Below are 12,978 nucleotides of genomic sequence, written 5' to 3' on the forward strand. Positions count from 1 at the left end.
CCTGCCCCTGCCCCTGCCCCTTGCCCTGGCCTGCGGCGTCGCCGAGCAGGTCCACGCCAGCGGCGTTGGACGAATCCGAGCGTAGCGAGGATAGATCTTCTCCCTTCCCTTCCTCTCCACTCCCCTCCACTCCATTCCCTTCCGGGGGGGGGGACTCGTCGAGCGCTCGGCGAGCATCATCCGAGAACGGTGGATGTTTGAACGTTGGACGGTCAATTTTCTGGTGCTTGCGCCAGCCAGTGACGTGCAGATATTCCTTGTCACCGCTGGTATAGAAGGCGATCAGCGAATTCGACGACAGTTCGTCGAGCATTCGCTGCACATCCGACGAGCCAATGTCGTCGCCGGGGAAGATTTCGGCCTTCACGGTCTTGGCGCTGGCCACATGGTTACCGGCGTCGTCGCAGAAATTCCACAGGCCGATGAAGAGCAGCCGAGCCATCGGCGAGCATTCCATCACCTGCTCGCTGGACCAGAACTCGGGCTTGATAGAACGGATCCTGGCCATCAGGCACCCCGCAGCAGTTGCAGGCAGCCGGCGATGAACCACAGGGACCGCACGGCCAGCATGGCCTTCTCGGTAGCGTTCATGGCCACTTCGCTCCCAGGCTCTTGGCCAGCGGCTCCATCAGCGCGGCCAGCTTCGCGAACTGGGCCAGCGCCTCGGCGTGCTGCGCTTCGGGGGAGATCAGGTAGCGCTCGATCAGGTAGTGGATCGGCGTGACATCCTTGGTCTCGGCGATGTAGCGCTCCAGGTCGTCGATCGACAGGCCGCGCGGCTTACCACCGCTGTCGCAGCCGGCCAGCTTCTCGCTCAGCTTCGACGGGGCCATGTCGAGCCGACCGGCAATCGCCGTCACACCCGCGCCGGCGTACACCTGGGCCGCGATGTGCTCACGCAACGACCTGTTGCGCGCGATGCCGTCATCGTAGGTAATTGTTAGGCTTTTCATGCAGTTATCCCGTGGGTGGGAATGCTGGGGTCAACGTGTTCCCCTGCGTTCCCCTGACTGGTTCTGAAAATGGCCGCATCCCCAAATCGGAGTGCAGCCCTGTGGCGAAAACGAATCAGCTGGCCGGAGCCAACGTCCTGACGCTCATGCGGATGGGTGGGAAGTGGTTCGTGCTGAAGCGGGTCGGCGAGCGGGTCGACGTACGGCCAGTCGGCCAGGTGGTGCGGTCGCGCCAGCGCCGGAAGGTGCCCGGGGTGGTGATCCCCTTCCCTGCCCGGCTGGTGTCCGGGGCCGACCATTGAAGCCTTCCCCAACCTGTGTACGGTCGGCCTGCAACACCCACCGAACCCACACAGGACTTACCAATGCGAGAAGCCCAATCGACCCGCGCCGTAGAGCGCGCCCAGCGGGAACGCCAAGAGCTGCAGCAGCAACTGGCCGAGATCGAACAGATGTTCACTGGCGCCCCCACGCAGCCACAGCTGCTGGAGGAACTTCGCCGGGTTGCCAAGAACGGATCGCCGGCAGAGGCGAAGCAACTGCTCGCAACAGTGCAGCGCGTGCTTGCGCCCCTGCAGTAGCGCGGCAGGCGTACATGTCAGGCGGCGGCCTCGGCTTCCGGGGTCTGCCAGAGATCGGGGCGGAGGGAGTGGCGCTTCACCTCTCCCCCCGTCGCCTTCTCGATCTCCACGACCCTTTCGGCCGGGATCGTTGCGCCCTTCTCCCATTGGGAGACGAGGCCCTGCGTAGCCGGTGATCCCGATGCCGTCAGCAGATCGGCGAACGCCGACTGCGACAGCCCCTTTTCTTTGCGGTAGGTGGCGATGTCCATGGGCGGCATTATTAGCGCCCCTGATGTGAAAGATCAATAGCGCCCCTCATGGCTTCCTGAACCCGCTCCAATTAGCGTTCCTGATATGGAAAACAGTCGTAAGTCGAAGCCCACCCCGGCGGATGTCGCCGCTGCCGCGAAGCTCAAACTGGAGTGGCAGGCGCGTGCACGGTCCCTGGGGTTGACCCAGGACCAGGTCGCTGACGAACTGGGCATCACACAGGGAGCCGTGAGCCAATACCTCAACGGCAAAATCCCGATGAACTATCGGACGCTGCTGGTGTTCTGCCGCTTGCTGGGTATCAACGACACCGATGTGCGTCGCGACCTACCAGAGCAGCAGCTCCTCGGACCCACGACGGACAGCGGCGACTGGGCGGACATTAAAGGCTATGCCCAGGCGATGGGCCTTGGTGGCGGCCCAGAAGCTCAGGAGTACGCAGAAACGCACCGACTGAAGTTCCGCGCCGAGTCGCTGGCGAGGAAGCGGCTGCGCCCGGACGCACTGGCCGTAATGTACGGCCGCGGCGACAGCATGGAACCGCGCATCCACAGCGGTGATGCCGTTCTTTTCGACACGACAGATACCCGCCCACGCGACGGTCATCTGTACGTGATCATGGTTGACGGAGGCGGCGCGGCCAAGGAATACCAGGTGAAGCGCTGCGAAGTGATCGACGACCTGGTGTTCTTCAAGGCCGACAATCCGCGAGGCGACCACAACTGGCGCAAGCCGAAGCGCATGGACAGCCCTCGACACCCGATTCATATTATCGGCCGGGTAAGGTGGATAGGGAGCTGGGAAGAATGAAGACCTGCGTTCTTGCACTGGCCTTGATGACAGTGTTCCCATTCTCCGCAAATGCACTGTCTGTCGAAAACTACCGGAAGGTGAAAGCTCAGTCTGAGTCTTCGGATGAGATGGAGTCTAAGGTTGCACGCCTTATTCTCACCGGGTACTTCCAAGGTGTTGAGGAGGTTTTGTTTGGCCAGCGCAGTTATTCTGCCGATCCAATCAAGGTGACGGGCGATCTGCATGCCTGCGTCCCCTCCTCCGTGACAATCGATGCAGCTCTTCTTCGTACCGCCCTAGATCAAGAGATCGGACGGCACGCGAAGATCTATGAGGATGTACCCGACTGGGAGCAAACCTACGCAGCGAATTTCGCAATGCTCGGAATCGCGCGCATGTTCCCATGCGACCAGGGCAAACGCCCGAGCTGGCAAAAGCAATCATGAAAATGGCATTTCCCATCGTGTTGGGAATCCTAAGCACGGGCTGTCTCTTAGCGGCTCTGCACATGGTTCTGGCCTGTCACTTCTCAGCGAGTTGGTTGCATGCTTTGAACATGCTGCCCAACGACTACAAGCGTTCAAAACGTCGTGAGTATCTGGCCTACGTTTACTTTTTTGCGGCAGCCATCGGCTTTGGCGTGATGGCCTATAGCGGTGTTAAAGCCGCGCTCTGGTGGGCACCGGATGATTACAAATCTGTCAGAGACGCAGCTGCCGCTGGGGTTGCGCTTTGGCTCTCGTTCCACCTCCCCCTGATCTTGATGGGTCACGCAGGCTACAAGGCTGAAAAGCTCTGACGCGCGAAGCTAGGCGCGCCAGCACGTACAAATATAAGCGCCCCTATTGACATGGAGAATTAGCGCCCCTAATCTCACCCCGTCGGCCCACCCGGGCCATATGACGGGGTTCACCATGGCACTGCAGCCATACAGCGACCGGGCACGTAGCGCCCAGCGCAACTGGGACAACCAGGAAGATCCGCGTTTCGACCAAGAACACCGCGCCGAGCAGGCCGCGGACCTGGTCAAGGCCTATCGCACCGACCCGGCCAAGCTCCGGGCGGCCGAGGAACAGACGGCCGGCACCTTCAGCGGTACCCACTACACCGAGGTGTCGCTGGCGCTGTACCGGCTGCACCACACGGACCCGGCCGACCTGATGGATTCGGGCGTGCTGGAGGACCTGTACCGGCTGGCCCGCGACGAGGCCGCCGCGATCGACGCGCAGCTGCTGGAAATGGCGCAGCAGCAGGTGGCGGCATGAGCGGCTACGAGATCAAGGTGTCGATCACCCCGCTTTGCCCCTGCTGCGGCAAGGAAAGCCAGTCGAGCGGCTTTGTGGCCGAGAGCCGCGCACCGCAGGGCGTGTTTGATCGCGACAACCCATACGGACGCACAGACCAGCGTGTGTTCATCTCCCCCTGCACTGACTGCTTCGCACCACGCGTTGCATTGAATGCGGCGGCTGATGCTCTGCAGCATGCACGCGATTGGATTGAAGAAGCTGGTGATCGCAAGCAAATCCCCAATGGCGGGACGCTTGCGCGCATTGATTCAGCGCTGGCCCACGCCAAAGGCGGTGCCCGATGACCGCCGCCGAACGCGAGCATCGGCACCACGTGGTCGCCACTGTCGTCACGAATGCCCTGGCGTTCTGCCTGGGCGTGCTGGCCGCTGTGCTGGCGCAGGCGGTGCTGTCGTGAGCCGGGCCATTGATGTGCAGCAGATGCTGCAGAACGAGATCGAGCTGGCCCATTGCAAAGGTCCGCGCGCCGGTGACGCCCGCGCGAGGCGCTTGCAGCAGATCGCCATCTTGTTCCGCGAACTGCGCGCCGCCGCCCACGCCTCGCTGGCCGCCCGGGACTTGGCCGACCAGCTGGCCGCCGACGACCGCCTGCGCGCCGCTCTGGCCGCGTGCGAACCCACCGACACCGATCACAACCGCGAGGCCGTGGACGGCCTGTGCGTGGAGGAAAACGACGATGAGTGACTGCCTGATCAATGTCCGCCTTTTCTCCTGGCACCTGCAGTGGAAGCGTGGCGCGTGGCATCCGGTTGTATCCAGCAATCCCTACCACCGTGCGAACGGTTGGCCGGATGGGTACTTCTCCGTCTACGAGTTCCCGGGGGTGCGCTGATGCGCCTCCTGACTTTCTTTGGCTGCAGCAACTGGCGCGACGTCGCCGCCTGCCTCGCCTGCTACGCCATCACCGCCGCGCTCGCAGCCGCCATGTGCTGGCCGCTGGCCTGGTCCTGACTTCCCGCCGGCGCGGCCGGCTCCTACGAGAGGCACCACCGATGTTCCAACTCGATCAACACGATGCGGTGTTCTCGCATCTGAACCTGCGGAAGGAAAAGCACGGCGACGAAGACGCGGCCGCTGCTGACCTGAAGTTCTCGCTGAACGCTCCGAACACGATCCTCAACACCATCGACCCGGCCATCCTGCCGGCGTTCTGGAAGAAGGCCGACAAGGGCCAGCAGCAGAACCTGCCGATGGAGGGCAGCACCGACCTGGTGGCGCTGAACCTGCCCCTGCTGGGCGAGCAGGACATCACCGGGAAGTTCGAAGGCTACGAGCTGTCGATCGGCTCCCTGATGGACCACATCGAGGCGGTGTTCTTCGCCGACGCCAAGGTGAAAAAGATCACCTGGAAGCCGCTCGAAGGCGGCAGCGTGGCCATGGGCTTCACCGTCTCGGTGCTGCTGGACGAGGACGAAGACGCCGAGCTGATCTCTGCATGGCGCCGCGGTGAGGTGCGTCTGACCCTCACGCCGCCGAGCGCCGCCCCGCAGCAGGCCGACCTGGCCGCGTAACGAATTCCCCCGCCCTCACGGGCCCCGCGCCGGCCGGGATTCCACGACGCCGGCATTCCCTTCATCACGCCAACGGGAGTTCTAACCATGGCACTGCGCATCATCCGCTCCACCGATCCGATCACGGTCACCCGCCTGAACGTCTGCATCTATGCCGCCCCCGGCCTGGGCAAGACGTCCATCTCCTTCACTGCCGACAAGCCGCTGCTGCTGGACTTCGACCGCGGCGCGCACCGGTCGGCCAACCGTAAGGACACCGTGCAGGTGGAGCGCTGGGAAGACGTGGCGCACATCACCGCCGACGACCTCGCCGACTTCAACACGGTGGTGGTCGACACCGCCGGGCGAGCGCTCGACACGCTGACGCCGGACATCATCCGCCGCAATCCGAAGATGGGCCGGGGCGGTTCGCTGACGCTGCAGGGCTTCGGCCAGTTGAAGGCCGAGTTCGTGGCATGGCTGAAGCACCTCAACAGCCTGGGCAAGGACGTGGTGCTGATCGCCCACATGGACGAGCAGCGCAACGGCGACGAGATCATTGAGCGTCTGGACGTCCAGGGCGGCAGCAAGGGCGAGATCTACAAGGCGGCGGATGCCATGGGCCGGCTGTCGATCCGCGACGGCAAGCGCATGCTCAATTTCAGCCCCACCGACGCGTCGTTCGGCAAGAACCCGGGCCAGCTGGAACCGCTGGAAGTGCCGCACCCGGAGCGTGACCCGCAGTTTCTGGCTCGCGTGATCCAGCAGATCAAGGACCGGCTCAATGCCATGACCGAGGAACAGCGCGAGGCGCAGGCGGCGCTGGAGAAGTGGCGCGAACGCACCACCGCTGCCGAGGACGTCACGGCGATCAATGCGTTGCTGCCGGAGGCGAAGGGCGGCTCGCAGGCCATGAAGGTGCTGCTGAACGACCGTGCCGCCGCGCTCGGCCTGACCTTCGACAGCAAGGCCGGCCAGTACGCCGCGCCGAAGGCAGCCTGACCGTGCTGGCCCGCGTGTCCAACATCGAGGCGTTCCGGAAGTGGCGGGACGCCGACGACCAGCCGGTGGCAGACCTGGTGCGCTACATCACCGTGGATCAGCCCACCAAGGCGATGCTGGCCGGTACCGCGTTCCACGATGCTCTGGAACACGCGGTGCCGGGCGACTACGAAGTGCTGCAGGCGATGGATCATACGTTCCACCTGCCGGACTGCGAGCTGGTGCTGCCGACGATCCGCGAGGTTCGCGCCTATGGCGAGTACGGCGCCCTGACCGTGACCGGCAAGGTGGATTGCCTGGACGGCAAGCGCGTGGACGACCACAAGACAACCAGCCGGTTCGATGCCGAGCGGTATCTGGCCGGCTACCAGTGGCGGTTCTATCTGGACCTGTTCGGCGCCGACGTCTTCCGATGGAACGTGTTCGAACTGAAGGAGGTCGGCGAACTGGAGTACCGCGTGTCGCCGCCACAGCTGCTGGAGGTCACCCGCTACCCCGGCCTGCACGACGACTGCATGCAGTTGGCGCTGGACTACTTGGCCTTCGCCGAGGAACACCTGCCTGCGGGCTACAGCACAGAGGTGGCCGCCTGATGGACGTCGCCCTGTACCCCTGCCACGCCAAGAGCCTGCGCCGTGCCGGCCAGGCCCGCGCCCAGCTGTTCGCCCATGTGATCGAGGGCAAGCGCTACACCACCGCGCAGGTGGCCGAAATTCTGGACATATCCCACAGCGCCGCTTACGAGCGGATCAAGCGGCGCCCTCACCCACTCACCTGGGAAGGCCTGCGCGGAGATCCGCCGGCATGAAGACCTGCACGAAGTGCGCGGCCCGGCTGCCGCTGCGGTTCTTCCCCCTGATCAACGGCAAGGCCACCGCCGCGTGCGCGCCCTGCCGGAACACCGAGCGCCGCCTGCACGACCCGCTGCGCCCCCTGCGCCGCGATCCGCTGCAGGTGCGCCTGAACAACCTCACCAACCTGTGGCACGGGCCAGTGCGCCGCGTGCCGCTTCGGAGCCACGCATGAGCAAGGAATCAATCGAACAGCGAGCGCGAGAACTGCTGGCAGAGTGCGCTCGAAAGATCGGCCAGCCGGAGTACGCCTATCACGTCGGGTGCGGCGGGGAATTGGATCTCGAAGATCAGGCGCTCATCGAGACCCTGATGATCGCACTGACGCCGCAGTGGCAGCCGATCGAGACGGCACCAGTTGGTAAAAATGCTGACGGTGTTACCTGGCTCTTCCTGGCTTGGGGCCCGGAAGGTGACCAGAGCGTCGGAGAGGGCTTCCGATGGCGAGACAAGTGGTTTGCAGGCGCGACGTTCTATTGCGCAGGGCAGGAAAGGAAGTACGAGATCCGGGAAACCGAGATTTCTCCCACCCACTGGATGCCGTTGCCCTCAGTGCCGGAGGCCGCATGACCCACCACCGCTACGACCGCCGGCTGCCGAAGCGCACCGAGGGCTTTGCCTGGGGCCGGACCATCGACAAGGTGCTGGGCGGCCACGTCCTCACCTACCGCCTGTTCCGCCGCGACCTGGCCGGAAAGCTGCACGTCGAGACGCGGACGTTCCAGCTGCACGACCACCGCCGCCACATCGCGCTGCAGCTGCTGAAAGCGCGCCGCGTGTTGCGCGAGCGCGTCGACGCCATCGGCTATGCCCTGATCGAGGCCGAACAGGCCTCCCCACTGCAGGAGGTTGCATGAATACCAAGAAGACCCTGGCGGACGTGCAGCCCGGTGGGAGGGTGAGGCTGGGGGATGGGCCCTGGCCGGAGATCGACGCCATCCTGGCTGATGCGTATTCCGCAGGCGCAGAAGGTCTGCCGTTCGAAGGAATCGCGCGCCGTGCAGCCGTGCGCAAGGCAGTCGCCGCCCTCTCCGCCCAGCCCTCCCCGGGTGGTCAGGGGGATGCGCTTCTGAAATTGAAGGTCGCATGGATGAAGGAGGCGAATGATCGTTTCCAGGCCAACGAATTCAGCGTGGTTGCGGAACGCCTCTACATCTGCATAAACGAGTTGGAAGCCGCCCTCGCCGCCCGCCAGCCGGTGGGGGAGCCGGTGGCGTACATGGTGCGCTGGAAGACCGAAGGCGGATTCGGGCTGGAATGGCCGAAGAACATGCAGTATTTCCGCGACCGCGCAGACGAATACGAGATCGTTCCGCTGCAGCTCGCCGCCCCTCCCGCGCAGGCAGTGGACCTGGAGCAGTTCCGGCCAGCCGTCTGTGCGATGGGCCTGTATGCCGAGGAACCGGAGGATGTTGACGAAGCCAAGCGCCTGCTGGCCCTGATCGACAGCCAGGCGGTGGGGGAGCCGGTGGTCACCGCTGAAATGCTCGCCGCAGCCGACAAGTACCACGACAGCGATGAATACCGTAGCGGCCAGTTCAGCGACAGCCACACGAACGCAGCGTGCTACCGGGCCATGGCAGCCGTAGCCCCGCCCGCGCAGGCCGTGGACCTGGAACGTTTCCGCCCCGCAGTGATGACGGCACTCGGCTTGTCGTCGCCGTACGGACTCGAAAGGGAAACGCTGAATGAACTTCTGGACCTGATCGACAGCCAGGCGGTGGGCAAATGAGCCGCGTCCGTGTCGTCTACCGCACCATGCGCTGCTCGATCCCCGAGGGTGGCGAGGTGGTGCTGCATGTGCCCGAGCATATCGGCGTCGAGTCTCTGGACATGGCAGCCGAATGCATTGCGCTGCAGATGCGCATCTTCAAACGGCACGCCGAGATGGCCATGCCAGCGCTGCCACAGGAGCCTGATGCCAATGGCTGACCAGCTGCTCACCGCTGCAATGGTCCACGTGTTCGCCCTGGCCGGGTTTGCGGCCGGCATCGCCACCCTGTGGGCGATCAGCCGCGCATGCCGCGCCGCGCGCGCCGGGCTGCGCTGGTGCTGGCGGAGGGTCGCAGCATGATCCACGTCGGAGACTGCCTGGAAGTGATGCGCGGCATGGCCGCCGGCTCAGTGCAGACCTGCGTAACCAGCCCGCCCTACTACGGGCTTAGAGACTATGGCGTGGCCGGGCAGGTCGGTCTGGAACCCACGCCGGCGGAGTACGTCGCGCGCCTGGTTGCCATCTTCCGTGAGGTGCGCCGCCTGCTGCGTGATGACGGCACGCTGTGGCTCAACTTGGGCGACACCTACACGCAGTCCGGCCGCGGGCAGGAAGGCGCTGCCGTGACGCTGGAAGGCAACACCGGCCGCAACCGTTCCGCTGCGCTGGGCGCCCTGGGCGCGATGGGAGGACGCATCAGCGTGCAGGGCTTGGCACCCAAGCAGATGATAGGCATCCCCTGGCGCGTTGCGTTCGCGCTGCAGGAGGACGGCTGGTTCCTCCGCCAGGACATTATCTGGGCCAAGCCGAATCCGATGCCGGAAAGCGTCACCGATCGGTGTACCAAGGCGCACGAATACTTGTTCCTGCTGACCAAGTCGCCGCGGTACTTCTTCGACATGGAGGCCATCAAGGAACCGGCCGCTGGTATCAACAACTACCCGCCGCAGGGCGGCCCTGTGCCCGGCGCTCCTGCGCAGTCTCGGCTGCGTCCCGCAGTGCCGCGCGGCGGCTTCGATGGCAAAACCAATGCGCTGCCGGGGCGCGAGGCTTTCCGGGCGACGTCGGAGAAGCGCCACAAGCGCAGCGTCTGGAACGTGGCCACGACACCGTTCAAGGAGGCGCACTTCGCCACCTTCCCCGAGCAGCTGATTGAGCCGTGCATCTTGGCCGGCGCGCCCGCCGGCGGCCTGGTGCTGGACCCCTTCATGGGCGCTGGCACGACCGCGGTGGTTGCCGAGCGTCTCGGCCGGCAGTGGCTGGGTTGCGAGTTGAACCCCGAATACGCGGCGATCGCGCAGACCCGCATCCAACAACAGCAGCCCGGGCTACCGCTGGGGCTGATCGCATGAACACCGCCACCGAGCAGCTGCGCGCTGCGCTGGCCACGAACTGAAGGAGACCAGCATGCAACTGATGACCCCCGAGCGGTGGCTGGCCCGCTACTTCGAAGAAGGCAGCCGACCGTCCATGCAAGTGCTGCAGCGGCTGCTCCGCGAGGGCAAGCTGCCCGGCCGCAAGGTCGGCGGCACCTGGTTCATCGACGAACACGAATGGCTCGCCGGCGGCGATGATCTTGTCGCGCGAGTATTGGGTGAGGCAGCCTGACGATGGCACCGAGGCAACGAAGCAAGAGCCGCCAGGGATGGCCGGCCAACCTGTACCCCAACCGGGACGGGTTCAAATACCGGCACCCGGTCACGAAGAAAGAGACGTGGATGGGCACCGATCAGGCCCGCGCGTTCGCCGCGGCCAAGAAGCTCAATGCGCTGCTGATCCCGACCGACGACCTGGTCGCACGGGTCATCACGCCCGGCGAGACGGTCGCTGATGCGATTGTCGTGTTCCGCCGCGATGACGTGCCCGGCAGGAAGTGGGCGCCGAAGACGGCCGAGGTCTACGAAAGCGTGATCCGCCGCATCGAGGCCGGGCTGGGTTCGAAGGCCGTGGCTGACGTGACGGTGAAGGTGTGCGCCACCTTCATCCGCGAGGTGACCGAATCCGACCGTGCGCGCCAGCAGTTCCGGCTGGTGCTGGGCTGGATCCTGGCCTGCGCCGTGGAGGAAGGCTGGATAGATACCAACCCCGCGCTGGCCACGCGCCGATTCCAGCATGAGCGGAAGCGCGTGCGCCTGACCCTCGACGTGTACCGGGCCATATGGGACGAGGCCGCACCGTGGCTGCGCAACGCCATGGACCTGTCGCTGGTGACGCTGCTGCGCCGCGAGGACGTGGTGACGGTGAAGTTCGCCGACGTGCGCGACGGCCACCTGTGGGTAGTGCCGTCGAAAACCGAGGGCTCGACGAACGTTCGACTACAGATCGCCGTGGCCGGGCCGCTGCTCGACCTGCTGGCCAGGTGCCGCGATGACGTGGTTTCGCCGTTCGTGATCCACCGCCTGCCGGAAAAGGCCAGGCCCAGCGACAAGCGCGCGAAGGATCGAGCGCACCACACGCAGGTATTGCCCGAGCAGCTGTCGCGTGCGTTCGCGAAGGCGCGCGATGCTGCCGGCGTGGGTGGCGATGCGCCGCCAACATTCCATGAGATCCGCAGCCTGGGCGGTGCGCTGCTGCGCGATGCGGGCTGGACAACGGAACAGATTCAAACCCTGATGGGGCACGGCAATGCTTCGATGACGGAGCACTACCTGGGCGGCCATGAGGCACCATGGACTGCAGTGGATCTGGCGATCAATCCAAGTCGCTGATGCGCCTACCTTGTGAATCGACTTCATACTTGCGGACGACTACTGCAGGGGGAATGTCCCCTCCATCGGGTGCAGATAGCGAAACTTCATGCTCGTCCGCCCATTCAACATCCTCGCCTTCCCAGGCCAGAATGCCGTGCTTTCCGAACAGAGCCTCATCTACGACGTACACCACACCCGGCTCACTGAAGTTCGAAGTAGCGAACCGGTGTGCTTCGGTAGCGTCCCGGGTGAAGGACACGACGCTGCCGCCGTACAGTCCGGATTCCAGCCGATGCGCACGTGCTGCGTTCTCGAACGTCTCGCCCAGCGTGATTGTGCCGTCGCACAGGAACCTTCCATCAGCAAGAACTGCGACTTTCGGCGCACTGCCATGCGGCTTTATCCGACCACCGTTACCGTCATCAATCGCCTTGGAAACGCCTCGATATAGCAATGCCATAGGGTGGCCATAGGGTGGCAATAGGGTGCAGAACGAAAAAGGGCCCACACCGCGAAGTGTAAGCCCTTGTCCTATCTCAGCTTTTGGTCGGGACGGCCGGATTCGAACCGACGACCCTCTGCCCCCCAGGCAGATGCGCTACCAGGCTGCGCTACGCCCCGACTGATGCTGCGATGTGCCCGCCAGTGCGGCGGGCCGTGAAGTATAGCGGATTACGATGGAAATGGGATCAGCGGCGCAACAACTGCAGCACTTCTTCCAGCTCCATGCGCACCTGCTTGATGATCTGGTTGCTCAGCGCCGATTCCTCGCGGGCATCGGGACCCTCCAGGCGCAGGCGGGCACCACCGATGGTGTAGCCCTGTTCGTACAGCAGGCTGCGGATCTGCCGCACCATCAGCACGTCGTGGCGCTGGTAGTAGCGGCGGTTGCCCCGGCGCTTGGCCGGCTCAAGGCTGGGAAACTCGGTTTCCCAGTAGCGCAGGACGTGCGGCTTGACGTCGCACAGCTCGCTGACCTCACCAATGGTGAAGTAGCGCTTGGCCGGGATCGGCGGTAGTTCGCGGTTACTGCCCGGATCCAGCATAAGCTTCCACCCTCTCCTTGAGCTTCTGGCCCGGACGGAAGGTGACCACCGTACGGGCGGAAATCGGAATTTCCTCGCCGGTCTTGGGGTTGCGACCCGGGCGCTGGTTCTTGCGCCGCAGATCGAAATTACCGAAGCCCGACAGCTTCACCTGACGTCCCTGTTCCAATGCTTCACGCAGCACATCGAAAAACGCGTCGACGAATTCCTTGGCTTCCCGCTTGTTCAGACCGACTTCGTCGAACAGCTTTTCCGCCATCTCCGCCTTGGTCAATGCCATTGCCTGCTACCCCCGAGTGC

At 64.5% G+C, this 12,978-nt stretch carries 27 protein-coding genes and 1 tRNA gene; 21 read left to right on the plus strand and 7 right to left on the minus strand.

Annotated elements, in window-relative coordinates; translation table 11 throughout:
• Nucleotides 1–508 (minus strand): hypothetical protein (locus tag ARC23_RS21095; RefSeq protein WP_203226359.1); only part of this gene is annotated, 508 nt, incomplete at its 3' end.
• Between the two features lie 79 nt (nucleotides 509–587).
• Complete coding sequence (locus ARC23_RS12235; protein ID WP_057497466.1) at nucleotides 588–953, minus strand: hypothetical protein; 366 nt, start codon at nucleotides 951–953, stop codon at nucleotides 588–590.
• A 365-nt stretch (nucleotides 954–1,318) separates the two neighbouring features.
• Between ARC23_RS12235 and ARC23_RS12245 the strand changes: the two genes are divergently transcribed.
• Nucleotides 1,319–1,534 carry a hypothetical protein gene (locus ARC23_RS12245; protein ID WP_057497468.1) on the plus strand — a complete coding sequence of 72 codons (216 nt, stop codon included), beginning with the start codon at nucleotides 1,319–1,321 and terminating at the stop codon, nucleotides 1,532–1,534.
• A gap of 17 nt (nucleotides 1,535–1,551) precedes the next feature.
• Here the strand turns inward: ARC23_RS12245 and ARC23_RS12250 are convergent, their stop codons facing one another.
• Complete coding sequence (locus tag ARC23_RS12250; RefSeq protein WP_088611191.1) at nucleotides 1,552–1,785, minus strand: transcriptional regulator; 234 nt, start codon at nucleotides 1,783–1,785, stop codon at nucleotides 1,552–1,554.
• Between the two features lie 85 nt (nucleotides 1,786–1,870).
• Here ARC23_RS12250 and ARC23_RS20500 point away from each other — a divergent pair, with 85 nt between their 5' ends.
• From ARC23_RS20500 to ARC23_RS20505, 20 genes are all read left to right on the plus strand, one after another.
• Complete coding sequence (locus ARC23_RS20500) at nucleotides 1,871–2,596, plus strand: LexA family transcriptional regulator (RefSeq protein ID WP_080393078.1); 726 nt, start codon at nucleotides 1,871–1,873, stop codon at nucleotides 2,594–2,596.
• On the plus strand, nucleotides 2,593–3,024 hold the full coding sequence (locus ARC23_RS12260) for a hypothetical protein (RefSeq protein ID WP_057497470.1): 432 nt from the start codon (nucleotides 2,593–2,595) through the stop codon (nucleotides 3,022–3,024). Before ARC23_RS20500 ends, ARC23_RS12260 begins: the two co-directional genes overlap by 4 nt.
• 2 nt (nucleotides 3,025–3,026) lie before the next feature.
• Entirely contained in the window at nucleotides 3,027–3,377 is a 351-nt protein-coding gene (locus tag ARC23_RS12265; protein ID WP_057497471.1) for a hypothetical protein, read from the plus strand.
• 115 nt (nucleotides 3,378–3,492) lie between these two features.
• Nucleotides 3,493–3,843 (plus strand): hypothetical protein, encoded by a 351-nt coding sequence (locus ARC23_RS12270; protein ID WP_057497472.1) that lies wholly within the window; start codon nucleotides 3,493–3,495, stop codon nucleotides 3,841–3,843.
• Nucleotides 3,840–4,169, plus strand: coding sequence for a hypothetical protein (locus ARC23_RS12275; RefSeq protein ID WP_057497473.1), 330 nt, complete (start codon nucleotides 3,840–3,842; stop codon nucleotides 4,167–4,169). Before ARC23_RS12270 ends, ARC23_RS12275 begins: the two co-directional genes overlap by 4 nt.
• Before the next feature lie 109 nt (nucleotides 4,170–4,278).
• Complete coding sequence (locus ARC23_RS12280) at nucleotides 4,279–4,569, plus strand: hypothetical protein (protein WP_057497474.1); 291 nt, start codon at nucleotides 4,279–4,281, stop codon at nucleotides 4,567–4,569.
• Complete coding sequence (locus ARC23_RS21005) at nucleotides 4,562–4,717, plus strand: hypothetical protein (RefSeq protein WP_160321661.1); 156 nt, start codon at nucleotides 4,562–4,564, stop codon at nucleotides 4,715–4,717. The genes ARC23_RS12280 and ARC23_RS21005 overlap by 8 nt, the downstream gene beginning before the upstream one ends.
• A 160-nt stretch (nucleotides 4,718–4,877) precedes the next feature.
• Nucleotides 4,878–5,396 (plus strand): hypothetical protein, encoded by a 519-nt coding sequence (locus ARC23_RS12285; protein ID WP_057497475.1) that lies wholly within the window; start codon nucleotides 4,878–4,880, stop codon nucleotides 5,394–5,396.
• An 87-nt stretch (nucleotides 5,397–5,483) separates the two neighbouring features.
• Nucleotides 5,484–6,377, plus strand: coding sequence for an ATP-binding protein (locus tag ARC23_RS12290; RefSeq protein WP_057497476.1), 894 nt, complete (start codon nucleotides 5,484–5,486; stop codon nucleotides 6,375–6,377).
• A 2-nt stretch (nucleotides 6,378–6,379) separates the two neighbouring features.
• Nucleotides 6,380–6,970: a hypothetical protein gene (locus tag ARC23_RS12295; RefSeq protein WP_057497477.1), complete on the plus strand. Its 591-nt coding sequence runs from the start codon at nucleotides 6,380–6,382 to the stop codon at nucleotides 6,968–6,970.
• Nucleotides 6,970–7,185 (plus strand): hypothetical protein, encoded by a 216-nt coding sequence (locus ARC23_RS12300; protein ID WP_057497478.1) that lies wholly within the window; start codon nucleotides 6,970–6,972, stop codon nucleotides 7,183–7,185. Before ARC23_RS12295 ends, ARC23_RS12300 begins: the two co-directional genes overlap by 1 nt.
• Nucleotides 7,182–7,403 (plus strand): hypothetical protein, encoded by a 222-nt coding sequence (locus ARC23_RS12305; RefSeq protein WP_032962321.1) that lies wholly within the window; start codon nucleotides 7,182–7,184, stop codon nucleotides 7,401–7,403. Before ARC23_RS12300 ends, ARC23_RS12305 begins: the two co-directional genes overlap by 4 nt.
• Complete coding sequence (locus tag ARC23_RS12310; protein ID WP_057497479.1) at nucleotides 7,400–7,798, plus strand: DUF551 domain-containing protein; 399 nt, start codon at nucleotides 7,400–7,402, stop codon at nucleotides 7,796–7,798. Before ARC23_RS12305 ends, ARC23_RS12310 begins: the two co-directional genes overlap by 4 nt.
• The gene (locus tag ARC23_RS12315) at nucleotides 7,795–8,085 is read left to right on the plus strand and encodes a hypothetical protein (protein WP_057497480.1); all 291 of its coding nucleotides are present in this window, start codon (nucleotides 7,795–7,797) and stop codon (nucleotides 8,083–8,085) included. Before ARC23_RS12310 ends, ARC23_RS12315 begins: the two co-directional genes overlap by 4 nt.
• Nucleotides 8,082–8,960, plus strand: a complete 879-nt coding sequence (locus ARC23_RS12320; RefSeq protein ID WP_057497481.1) for a hypothetical protein — start codon at nucleotides 8,082–8,084, stop codon at nucleotides 8,958–8,960. The genes ARC23_RS12315 and ARC23_RS12320 overlap by 4 nt, the downstream gene beginning before the upstream one ends.
• Entirely contained in the window at nucleotides 8,957–9,160 is a 204-nt protein-coding gene (locus tag ARC23_RS12325; RefSeq protein WP_057497482.1) for a hypothetical protein, read from the plus strand. Before ARC23_RS12320 ends, ARC23_RS12325 begins: the two co-directional genes overlap by 4 nt.
• The gene (locus ARC23_RS21100) at nucleotides 9,153–9,302 is read left to right on the plus strand and encodes a hypothetical protein (RefSeq protein ID WP_203226360.1); all 150 of its coding nucleotides are present in this window, start codon (nucleotides 9,153–9,155) and stop codon (nucleotides 9,300–9,302) included. Before ARC23_RS12325 ends, ARC23_RS21100 begins: the two co-directional genes overlap by 8 nt.
• Nucleotides 9,299–10,294 (plus strand): DNA-methyltransferase, encoded by a 996-nt coding sequence (locus ARC23_RS12330; RefSeq protein ID WP_080393079.1) that lies wholly within the window; start codon nucleotides 9,299–9,301, stop codon nucleotides 10,292–10,294. The genes ARC23_RS21100 and ARC23_RS12330 overlap by 4 nt, the downstream gene beginning before the upstream one ends.
• A gap of 55 nt (nucleotides 10,295–10,349) precedes the next feature.
• On the plus strand, nucleotides 10,350–10,550 hold the full coding sequence (locus ARC23_RS12335; RefSeq protein ID WP_049441206.1) for a MerR family transcriptional regulator: 201 nt from the start codon (nucleotides 10,350–10,352) through the stop codon (nucleotides 10,548–10,550).
• Between the two features lie 2 nt (nucleotides 10,551–10,552).
• Nucleotides 10,553–11,650 (plus strand): tyrosine-type recombinase/integrase, encoded by a 1,098-nt coding sequence (locus ARC23_RS20505; protein WP_080393080.1) that lies wholly within the window; start codon nucleotides 10,553–10,555, stop codon nucleotides 11,648–11,650.
• On the opposite strand, the gene ARC23_RS20815 is transcribed toward ARC23_RS20505, so the two are convergent.
• The 4 genes from ARC23_RS20815 to ARC23_RS12355 all read right to left on the minus strand — a co-directional run bounded on the left by ARC23_RS20815 (nucleotide 11,634) and on the right by ARC23_RS12355 (nucleotide 12,958).
• Nucleotides 11,634–12,092 carry a hypothetical protein gene (locus ARC23_RS20815; RefSeq protein WP_152985265.1) on the minus strand — a complete coding sequence of 153 codons (459 nt, stop codon included), beginning with the start codon at nucleotides 12,090–12,092 and terminating at the stop codon, nucleotides 11,634–11,636. The two genes, ARC23_RS20505 and ARC23_RS20815, sit on opposite strands and share 17 nt — an antisense overlap.
• 84 nt (nucleotides 12,093–12,176) lie before the next feature.
• Nucleotides 12,177–12,253, minus strand: a tRNA-Pro gene (locus tag ARC23_RS12345).
• 68 nt (nucleotides 12,254–12,321) lie between these two features.
• Complete coding sequence (locus ARC23_RS12350) at nucleotides 12,322–12,678, minus strand: MerR family transcriptional regulator (RefSeq protein ID WP_053518690.1); 357 nt, start codon at nucleotides 12,676–12,678, stop codon at nucleotides 12,322–12,324.
• Nucleotides 12,659–12,958 carry an integration host factor subunit alpha gene (locus ARC23_RS12355; RefSeq protein WP_005410432.1) on the minus strand — a complete coding sequence of 100 codons (300 nt, stop codon included), beginning with the start codon at nucleotides 12,956–12,958 and terminating at the stop codon, nucleotides 12,659–12,661. The genes ARC23_RS12350 and ARC23_RS12355 overlap by 20 nt, the downstream gene beginning before the upstream one ends.
• Nucleotides 12,959–12,978 lie beyond the last annotated feature (20 nt).

This window comes from Stenotrophomonas beteli (assembly GCF_001431665.1).
Classification (GTDB): Bacteria; Pseudomonadota; Gammaproteobacteria; order Xanthomonadales; family Xanthomonadaceae; genus Stenotrophomonas; species Stenotrophomonas beteli.

Bases quoted from the DNA above. Each gene is read 5' to 3' on its own strand.
- ARC23_RS12305 (WP_032962321.1), top strand. From the start codon at position 7,182: ATGAAGACCTGCACGAAGTGCGCGGCCCGGCTGCCGCTGCGGTTCTTC.
- ARC23_RS12320 (WP_057497481.1), top strand. From the start codon at position 8,082: ATGAATACCAAGAAGACCCTGGCGGACGTGCAGCCCGGTGGGAGGGTG.
- ARC23_RS12250 (WP_088611191.1), bottom strand. From the start codon at position 1,785: ATGGACATCGCCACCTACCGCAAAGAAAAGGGGCTGTCGCAGTCGGCG.
- ARC23_RS12335 (WP_049441206.1), top strand. From the start codon at position 10,350: ATGCAACTGATGACCCCCGAGCGGTGGCTGGCCCGCTACTTCGAAGAA.
- ARC23_RS12315 (WP_057497480.1), top strand. From the start codon at position 7,795: ATGACCCACCACCGCTACGACCGCCGGCTGCCGAAGCGCACCGAGGGC.
- ARC23_RS21100 (WP_203226360.1), top strand. From the start codon at position 9,153: ATGGCTGACCAGCTGCTCACCGCTGCAATGGTCCACGTGTTCGCCCTG.
- ARC23_RS20505 (WP_080393080.1), top strand. From the start codon at position 10,553: ATGGCACCGAGGCAACGAAGCAAGAGCCGCCAGGGATGGCCGGCCAAC.
- ARC23_RS12275 (WP_057497473.1), top strand. From the start codon at position 3,840: ATGAGCGGCTACGAGATCAAGGTGTCGATCACCCCGCTTTGCCCCTGC.
- ARC23_RS12260 (WP_057497470.1), top strand. From the start codon at position 2,593: ATGAAGACCTGCGTTCTTGCACTGGCCTTGATGACAGTGTTCCCATTC.
- ARC23_RS12310 (WP_057497479.1), top strand. From the start codon at position 7,400: ATGAGCAAGGAATCAATCGAACAGCGAGCGCGAGAACTGCTGGCAGAG.
- ARC23_RS12325 (WP_057497482.1), top strand. From the start codon at position 8,957: ATGAGCCGCGTCCGTGTCGTCTACCGCACCATGCGCTGCTCGATCCCC.
- ARC23_RS20815 (WP_152985265.1), bottom strand. From the start codon at position 12,092: ATGGCATTGCTATATCGAGGCGTTTCCAAGGCGATTGATGACGGTAAC.
- ARC23_RS20500 (WP_080393078.1), top strand. From the start codon at position 1,871: ATGGAAAACAGTCGTAAGTCGAAGCCCACCCCGGCGGATGTCGCCGCT.
- ARC23_RS12330 (WP_080393079.1), top strand. From the start codon at position 9,299: ATGATCCACGTCGGAGACTGCCTGGAAGTGATGCGCGGCATGGCCGCC.
- ARC23_RS12235 (WP_057497466.1), bottom strand. From the start codon at position 953: ATGAAAAGCCTAACAATTACCTACGATGACGGCATCGCGCGCAACAGG.
- ARC23_RS12355 (WP_005410432.1), bottom strand. From the start codon at position 12,958: ATGGCATTGACCAAGGCGGAGATGGCGGAAAAGCTGTTCGACGAAGTC.
- ARC23_RS12270 (WP_057497472.1), top strand. From the start codon at position 3,493: ATGGCACTGCAGCCATACAGCGACCGGGCACGTAGCGCCCAGCGCAAC.
- ARC23_RS12245 (WP_057497468.1), top strand. From the start codon at position 1,319: ATGCGAGAAGCCCAATCGACCCGCGCCGTAGAGCGCGCCCAGCGGGAA.
- ARC23_RS12290 (WP_057497476.1), top strand. From the start codon at position 5,484: ATGGCACTGCGCATCATCCGCTCCACCGATCCGATCACGGTCACCCGC.
- ARC23_RS12350 (WP_053518690.1), bottom strand. From the start codon at position 12,678: ATGCTGGATCCGGGCAGTAACCGCGAACTACCGCCGATCCCGGCCAAG.
- ARC23_RS21005 (WP_160321661.1), top strand. From the start codon at position 4,562: ATGAGTGACTGCCTGATCAATGTCCGCCTTTTCTCCTGGCACCTGCAG.
- ARC23_RS12265 (WP_057497471.1), top strand. From the start codon at position 3,027: ATGGCATTTCCCATCGTGTTGGGAATCCTAAGCACGGGCTGTCTCTTA.
- ARC23_RS12300 (WP_057497478.1), top strand. From the start codon at position 6,970: ATGGACGTCGCCCTGTACCCCTGCCACGCCAAGAGCCTGCGCCGTGCC.
- ARC23_RS12285 (WP_057497475.1), top strand. From the start codon at position 4,878: ATGTTCCAACTCGATCAACACGATGCGGTGTTCTCGCATCTGAACCTG.